Origin of the sequence: Pseudomonas sp. NPDC087639 (assembly GCF_044743385.1) — a bacterium.
In the GTDB taxonomy this organism is placed as follows: domain Bacteria; phylum Pseudomonadota; class Gammaproteobacteria; order Pseudomonadales; family Pseudomonadaceae; genus Aquipseudomonas.
This window is the reverse complement of the sequence record NZ_JBIUWI010000010.1, coordinates 99,856-106,784: the sequence shown is the minus strand read 5'-3', so window position 1 is coordinate 106,784 and position 6,929 is coordinate 99,856. Positions and strand designations below refer to the sequence as shown.

Sequence of the window (6,929 nt, the reverse complement as noted above, 5' to 3'; positions counted from 1 at the left end):
AATTAAACTACAAAAGATAATACTCCAGGACAAATTACTAGACCATTCCCGAACCGGTACCGCCGCCGGCACTGAAGATCGAGAAGTACAGGCGCGACTGGTTGGCCTTGATGCCGCAGCTGTCGATCAGGTACGAGTGGATCATTTTCCAGTCGGGGCTGGAAAAACGCTGGGTGTCCTTGTTGAGGATGATCTTCGCCAGGTACTGGCCGAGGATCGGCGCGTTACCGGCGCCACCGGCGTGGACTTCGGACAAGTCCATGATCTTCATTTTGCTGTAGTCGCGCAGGAAACCGCTTTTCTCACCCTTGCGCGAGAAACGGATACGCCCGGCGATGTCTTTGTCGAGGTCGCCGAGCATCACCAGCGGCTCGACCAGAAACACCGGTTTGGTCGACTTGTTCGGGCCGATCCGCAGGTTGTTCTTGATCCACTGTGCCGGGCTGTAACCCTTGTCGGCCAGGCGCCGGTCGGCTGCCCGATCCTCGTTGTTGAATTCGTTGAGGTAGAACTTGCGCGCGTTGTACACCAACTCCGCCACGTCGAGGGCGATGTTGGAGCCGCAGCGACCGAGGCCGATCAGGCACACCGACGGGAATTCCTGATCGTTGTGCTGTTCGTTATCGCCTTCCAGGTGCGGCGGGCGCGGGAACACCAGATCACGCAGGCCATCGAGGTTGTCGAGGATGCGATCGGTGTTGGTTTCGGTGAAGTACAGGTATTGCTGGGTACCCAGCGGACGCGAGGGGTGTAATGGCTTCGACGGTGACGGGCTGTTCGCAGCGGGGCTCAGGGTCAGATCGGATACCGCAGTGGCGGGATTATTTTTAGAAGTCATTTTGCGCCATATACCTGGACTGGTTGGCTCGGTGACTGATGTCAGCGAACCTCACGGAATAAGATCTCGCGTCTTTTTTGCGCGAATTAGGCCCGAGCGTCAGGGACTTGGCCTGACTGTCGCTTGGGGGAATCCTTTCCTGATCGTTGATGAATCGGCCATTATTCGGCGATCTTTAATCGAAAAGAGGCAAAATGATGTCAACGCTACCATCGTTGGGATTCGCCGGAATCGGTCTGATGGGCTTGCCGATGTGCCGGCGCCTGTTGGCCGCGGGTTATCCGTTGACCGTGTGGAACCGTAACCCGGCGAAGTGCGCGCCACTGGTCGAGGCCGGTGCCCGGCAGGTGGCGAGCCCCTCCGAGCTGTGCGAGCACGCCGACGTGGTGATGGTGTGTCTGGCCGATACGGCGGTGGTGCGCGAAGTGGTGTTCGGCCCGGCCGGTGTTGCCGAAGGTGCGAAGGGCGGTCAGTTGCTGGTGGATTTTTCCAGTCTTGAACCAACGGCTACTCGTGAGATGGCAGCGCAGCTGAAAAGTGAAACCGGTATGAGTTGGATGGATTCACCGGTTTCCGGCGGCGTGGTCGGTGCCGAGGCCGGCAGTCTGGCGATCATGGTCGGTGGCGATGCAGCCGACCTTGAGCGCGTGCGCCCGGTGTTGCTCAATCTCGGTCAACGCGTTACGCACATGGGCGGCATCGGCGCCGGGCAAGTGACCAAGGCCTGCAACCAGATGATAGTTGCCTGCAATGCGTTGGTGATTGCCGAAGTGGTGGCGCTGGCCGAGCAGGCGGGTGTTGATGCGAGTCTGATCGCCGAAGCGCTGGCCGGCGGTTTTGCCGATTCGAAACCGTTGCAGATCCTCGCTCCGCAAATGGCCGAAAGCCGTTTCGAACCGATCAAATGGCACGTACGCACGTTGCTCAAGGATCTCGACACAGCGGTGAAATTCTCCCGCGAGCAAGGCTCGGCGACGCCGATCAGCGGATTGGCCGCACAACTGATGCGCCTGCATGGGGCCCAGGGCTTTTTGGCGAAGGATCCAGCGACACTGGTGCAAATGTACCGCGCGCCAGAATCAACGGATTGACCGCATGTGAATGTTTACGCTGATTGATTTCTTCCAGCACCGGGCGCAGTTCGTCCAGCGGCACCGGACGGCTGAGCAGGTAGCCTTGGATAAAATCGCAGCCGGAACGCTCAAGGAATTCGTATTGCTCCAGGCTTTCCACGCCTTCAGTGACCACCTGCAAATGCAGGGTGTGGGCCATGACGATGATTGCCTGGACGATCTCCATGTCCGCCGTGGCTTTGGGAATGTCCAGAATGAACGAGCGGTCGATCTTCAGGGTGTTGAGCGGCAGGCGCTTGAGGTAAGCCAGCGACGAATAGCCGGTACCGAAGTCGTCGATCGACAGTGACACACCGAGGGCGCGAATCTGCCGCAGCAGCACCAGAGTGTTGGCAATGTTACCCATCAGGGCGTTTTCGGTGACTTCCAGTTCCAGCCGTTCCGGAGCGACGCCGGCGGTGCGCAGCGCACTTTCGATTTCGTCAGCCAACTCTTCCCGAGCCAGATTCAGCGGCGAGCAGTTCCAGGCGATTTTCAGCTCTTCGCAGCCGTGGTTCGACAGTTCGCCAAGGTCCCGGCAGGCCCGGCGCAGCACCCAGTTGTCCAGTTCGGCGATGAGACCATTGTTTTCGGCAATGCTGATGAAACGATCCGGCGTCAGTAGTCCGTGAAGCGGATGTTGCCAGCGGATCAGCGCCTCTAACTTGGTGACCCGACCGGTTTTCAGTTCGAAGATCGGTTGGTAATACAGCATCAGACCGTTTTCTTCGCGCAGGGCGTGGCGCAGTTCTTCTTCGAGTTGCAGTTCCAGAGTCGCGCGGTTTTTCAGGTTGGAATTGAAAAAGTGCAGGCCATTGCGCCCGGCACCTTTAGATTGATACAGGGCCAGATCCGCGTGCTTGAGCAGTTCTTCGCAGGTGGTGCCGTCTTCGGGAAACAGGCTGATGCCGATGCTGGTGGTCATCACCATCCGGCGTCCGGCCAGTTCTATCGGCTCCTTCATCTTCAGCATGATGCGCTGGGCCATGGTGCGCGCCTCTTCGCGATCGCGCAGGCCGATCAGGATGCAGAACTCGTCGCCGCCAAAACGCGCGACGACGTCTTCATGGCTGCGCACAGAGCTTTTGATGTGATTGGCAATGACCTTGAGCAGGGCGTCGCCGGCATCGTGGCCGAGGCTGTCGTTGATGCGTTTGAAGTGGTCGATGTCGAGAAACATGACCGCGAGCATGCCGCCCTCGGTGGTTTTCTGGCTGAGTTTCTCGGCGAAGATCTGGTTGAAGCCGCGGCGGTTGATCAGATTGGTCAGGGCGTCGTAGTTGGCCACTTGCTGCAATGACATGCGCGCCTGATCGAGTTGGCTGAGCAGGGCGTTGACCCGGCGCAGATCGTGTTCCTTGCTTTGCAGTTTCTTGTCGGCCAGCGCCGCGCTGATCGCGCTGCCGAGAATCAGCAGGATGATCAGCGCCACTGTCAGGCCCAGTTGCAAATGGCTGGTTTCGGCCGACAGGTCCGGTGCGCTGCCTTCCGGTAACACCAATTGCAGTGCGGCCATCCCGGTGAAGTGCATGCTGAAAATGCCCGCGCCGAGAATCAGTGCGGCGCTGTACTTGAGCATCTGATGAGCCAGACCACTGCCTTCGCGCAAGTAGCCTGCGACCCATAACGCGGCGAAACTGGCGCCGATGGCGATGGCGATCGACAGCGCAAACAAGGTCGGTTGGTAGTAGGCGGTGGCGCTCGACTCCATGGCGGCCATGCCGACGTAATGCATGCCGGCAATACCGAGGCCGATGACCACAGCGGTTTTCAGGTAAAGCACCAGACTCGGCTGTGCCTCGCTCAGCGTGTGCATCGCCAGCCACGAGGCGAGCAGGGCGATCAGCAGGGAGAACAGGGTGACCGGCAGGTCGTAATGGATTTCGATCGGCGCCTGGAAAGCGAGCATGCCAATAAAGTGCATGGCCCAGATCCCGCCGGCCAGGCAGGTCGCGCCGATCCAGCGCCATAGGCGTTGCGAACCAAGGTCTTCGGCGTGACCGACCCGCTCGGCCATATCGAGCGTAGCGAAGCTCGCGGCGCAGGCCACCAGATAGGCCACCAGCACCAGCAAGGGATTATGTGTGCAATCAAGAATGACCTGCCCGCTCTCCGGCAGCTCGGTAACAAACTGCAAACCAAGCCACTCCATAGCATGCCCCGTCTCTGAAGTCGTCCTAACCGCGCGGTTAACGCAGGCGAATGACAGGAGTATAGAGGCCGTTTCCGGGGTGCAAGGGGTAGTGGCACATTGGCGCTAACGATTTCGTCATTAGCGTCATAGCGATTGGTGCTAAATGTCAGGCGCTTTTATCGAAAGGGATTTCAGCCCAGTCCGATTGCAGGGGCGGCAAACCAAAACGGGCGCGGGCCTTATCGCAATCGACATTCTGTTCGCCGTTCTCCCAGGAAGCTTCGAATTCCCGGCAGGGACTGGAACGTTTTTCATAAATCGAGCAATGCACTGTACTCCCGACTTCGCCGACCAATGCCGTGCAACGCGGCGATTTGCAGTCGGTGCCGTTCATTGCCACCCGACTGGGACTGATTTGTGTAACCAGTTCATCGGGCACCGTCCCCCCGGAAGATGAGCACTCACCCCAAAAAAAAGACACACGGAAATGGGAACAGCAGGCACCGCAATTCAGACACGGACTGACTTCGGACATGGGCGAGGGCATCAAAGGGATTGATCGGGAGATCCGGACGGATCCGGCGGCCATTCTAGGCTTCGCCACGGACTTGGGAAGGGGGGCGCGAAACTATTTTTTTGTGGCAAGGTTTTGCCGCAAAAGCCCCGGTTTTCGGGGGATTACAGACTTATCAAGGGCTTACGTTTCGTTACAGTGCCATGGCCCGATATCAGGCAGACGAATGATCACAGACAGCCCCTGTCTGGCTGACTAGATTGCAGGTTCCGGGCTCGGATGCGTTGGCAGTGAAGCCCTATAACAATAAAGAGACGGACCCATGCAGAACTCGACCCAAGCGGCGAATGCCTGGCGCATTCTGTTCCTGCTGTTCCTCGCCAACCTGTTCAATTTTTTCGACCGCACCATCCCGGCGATCATCATCGAGCCGATCCGCATGGAATGGCACCTCAGCGACTTTCAACTGGGTATCGTCGGCACCGCATTCACCATTGTCTACGCGATTGCCGGTTTGCCCTTGGGGCGCATGGCCGACACCGGCTCACGCAGCAAACTGATGGGCTGGGGTCTGGCGACCTGGAGCGCGCTGACCGCCGTCAACGGGCTGGTGGGCAGTTTCTGGAGTTTCCTCATCGTGCGCATGGGGATCGGCATCGGTGAGGCCAGTTATGCGCCGGCGGCCAACTCGCTGATTGGCGACTTGTTCCCGGCGCACCGTCGGGCGCGGGCCATGGGCATTTTCATGTTGGGGCTGCCGCTGGGGCTGTTGCTGGCGTTCTTCACCATCGGTTGGATGGTCAAGGCTTTCGACAGTTGGCGCGCACCGTTCTTCATCGCCGCCGTACCGGGGCTGTTCCTCGCGATCTTCATGTTTTTCATCAAAGAACCCAAGCGCGGTGCGGCGGAAACCGTGCAGGTCTCGCAGGAGAAAGTCGACAAGCCGATCCGTCGGATTCTCGCTGTGCCGACGTTCCTGTGGCTGGTGATGGCGGGGTTGTGTTTCAACTTCGCGACTTATGCCTGCAATTCGTTTCTGGTGCCGATGCTGCAGCGCTATTTCCTGATGCCATTGCAGGAAGCGGCGGTGGCGACCGGTGTGATTGTCGGCGTCACCGGGCTGGTCGGTTTGACTCTGGGTGGCTGGATCGCCGACAAGATCCACCAGCGTGTGGCCAATGGGCGGCTGCTGTTTGCCGCATTCAGCCTGATTGTCTCGACGGTGTGCACGGCGTGGGCGCTGCATGCCGGGCGTATCGAGATCGGTGTGTTTGTCGCGGTGTTCAGCCTCGGCTGGCTATTTGCCTATAACTTCTACACCTGCGTGTACACGGCGATTCAGGACGTGGTCGAACCGCGCTTGCGGGCGACGGCGATGGCGTTGTTCTTTGCCGGGTTGTATCTGCTGGGCGGTGGCCTGGGGCCGGTGGTGGTGGGTGGTTTGTCCGATCACTTCGCCAAGTCGGCGATGATTGCAGCGGGGGCCGAGCAGATGACCGAGGCGTTCAAGGCGGTCGGGCTGCATGATGCGATGTACCTGATCCCGGTGGCGCTGTTTCTGACCATGGTGTTTCTGTTTCTGGCGTCGCGGTGTTTTGTGCAGGATGCGAAGCGGATGAAGGAGGGGTTGGTGGCGGTGGTTGAGCCAGAGGTGGCTGCGGCGACTGCATAACCGCCTTCGCGAGCAGGCTCGCTCCCACAGGGATTGTGTTCACGCTGGAGAACCACTGTGGGAGCGAGCCTGCTCGCGAAAGGGCCAGTAGCATCACCGGATAAATAACAGGCAAACAAAAAGGCCCGCATCGCTGCGGGCCTTCTTTTTTAGCGGTGCAGCAGGGGGAACGTTAACCCGCCACCAACACCCGAATCGCTTCCAGTCGCAGTGCCGCTTTATCCAGCAGCGCCAGACCCTGCTCACGCTGTTCACGCAAGGCAACCAGTTCGCTGTCACGCACGGTTGGGTTGACCGCTTGCAACGCGGTCAGGCGCGCCAGTTCTTCGTCGGTGTCGGCCGCCAGACGGCGACGGGCCTCGGCCACGCGCTCGGCGTGACGCGGGGCGATCTTGTCTTCACCGGCGTTGATCCGTGGCGTCAGTTGATCGCGCTGGGCCTGAATAAACTTGTTGGCGCTGGCGCGCGGCACGCTTTCCAGTTGATCGTTGAGGGTTTCGAACGAGACGCGGGCCGACAGGTCGTTGCCGTTGGCATCGAGCAGGCAGCGCAGGGCCGCCGGCGGCAGGTAACGGCCCAGTTGCAGCGAGCGCGGGGCAACCACTTCGCTGACGTAAAGCAGCTCCAGCAGCACGGTGCCCGGCTTCAGCGCCTTGTTC

Annotated in this window: 4 protein-coding genes and 2 pseudogenes; 2 read left to right on the top strand and 4 right to left on the bottom strand. The window is 59.7% G+C overall.

Annotation, left to right across the window (positions count from 1 at the left end):
* Positions 1-43 precede the first annotated feature (43 nt).
* Positions 44-838, bottom strand: a pseudogene (locus ACIOVB_RS07205) (hypothetical protein); the annotation flags it as partial.
* A 194-nt stretch (positions 839-1,032) separates the two neighbouring features.
* Between ACIOVB_RS07205 and ACIOVB_RS07200 the strand changes: the two are divergent.
* Entirely contained in the window at positions 1,033-1,929 is an 897-nt protein-coding gene (locus ACIOVB_RS07200) for an NAD(P)-dependent oxidoreductase (protein WP_401266186.1), read from the top strand.
* Here ACIOVB_RS07200 and ACIOVB_RS07195 read toward each other — a convergent pair.
* Positions 1,820-4,102: a putative bifunctional diguanylate cyclase/phosphodiesterase gene (locus tag ACIOVB_RS07195; protein ID WP_401266184.1), complete on the bottom strand. Its 2,283-nt coding sequence runs from the start codon at positions 4,100-4,102 to the stop codon at positions 1,820-1,822. The genes ACIOVB_RS07200 and ACIOVB_RS07195 overlap by 110 nt on opposite strands.
* A 148-nt stretch (positions 4,103-4,250) precedes the next feature.
* Entirely contained in the window at positions 4,251-4,619 is a 369-nt protein-coding gene (locus ACIOVB_RS07190; RefSeq protein WP_095188967.1) for a YkgJ family cysteine cluster protein, read from the bottom strand.
* Positions 4,620-4,920: 301 nt separating this feature from the next.
* On the opposite strand from ACIOVB_RS07190, the gene ACIOVB_RS07185 reads away from it, so the two are divergent.
* Entirely contained in the window at positions 4,921-6,270 is a 1,350-nt protein-coding gene (locus ACIOVB_RS07185; protein ID WP_401266182.1) for a spinster family MFS transporter, read from the top strand.
* 172 nt (positions 6,271-6,442) lie between these two features.
* On the opposite strand, the pseudogene ACIOVB_RS07180 reads toward ACIOVB_RS07185, so the two are convergent.
* Positions 6,443-6,929, bottom strand: a pseudogene (locus ACIOVB_RS07180) (RNA polymerase-binding ATPase); the annotation flags it as partial.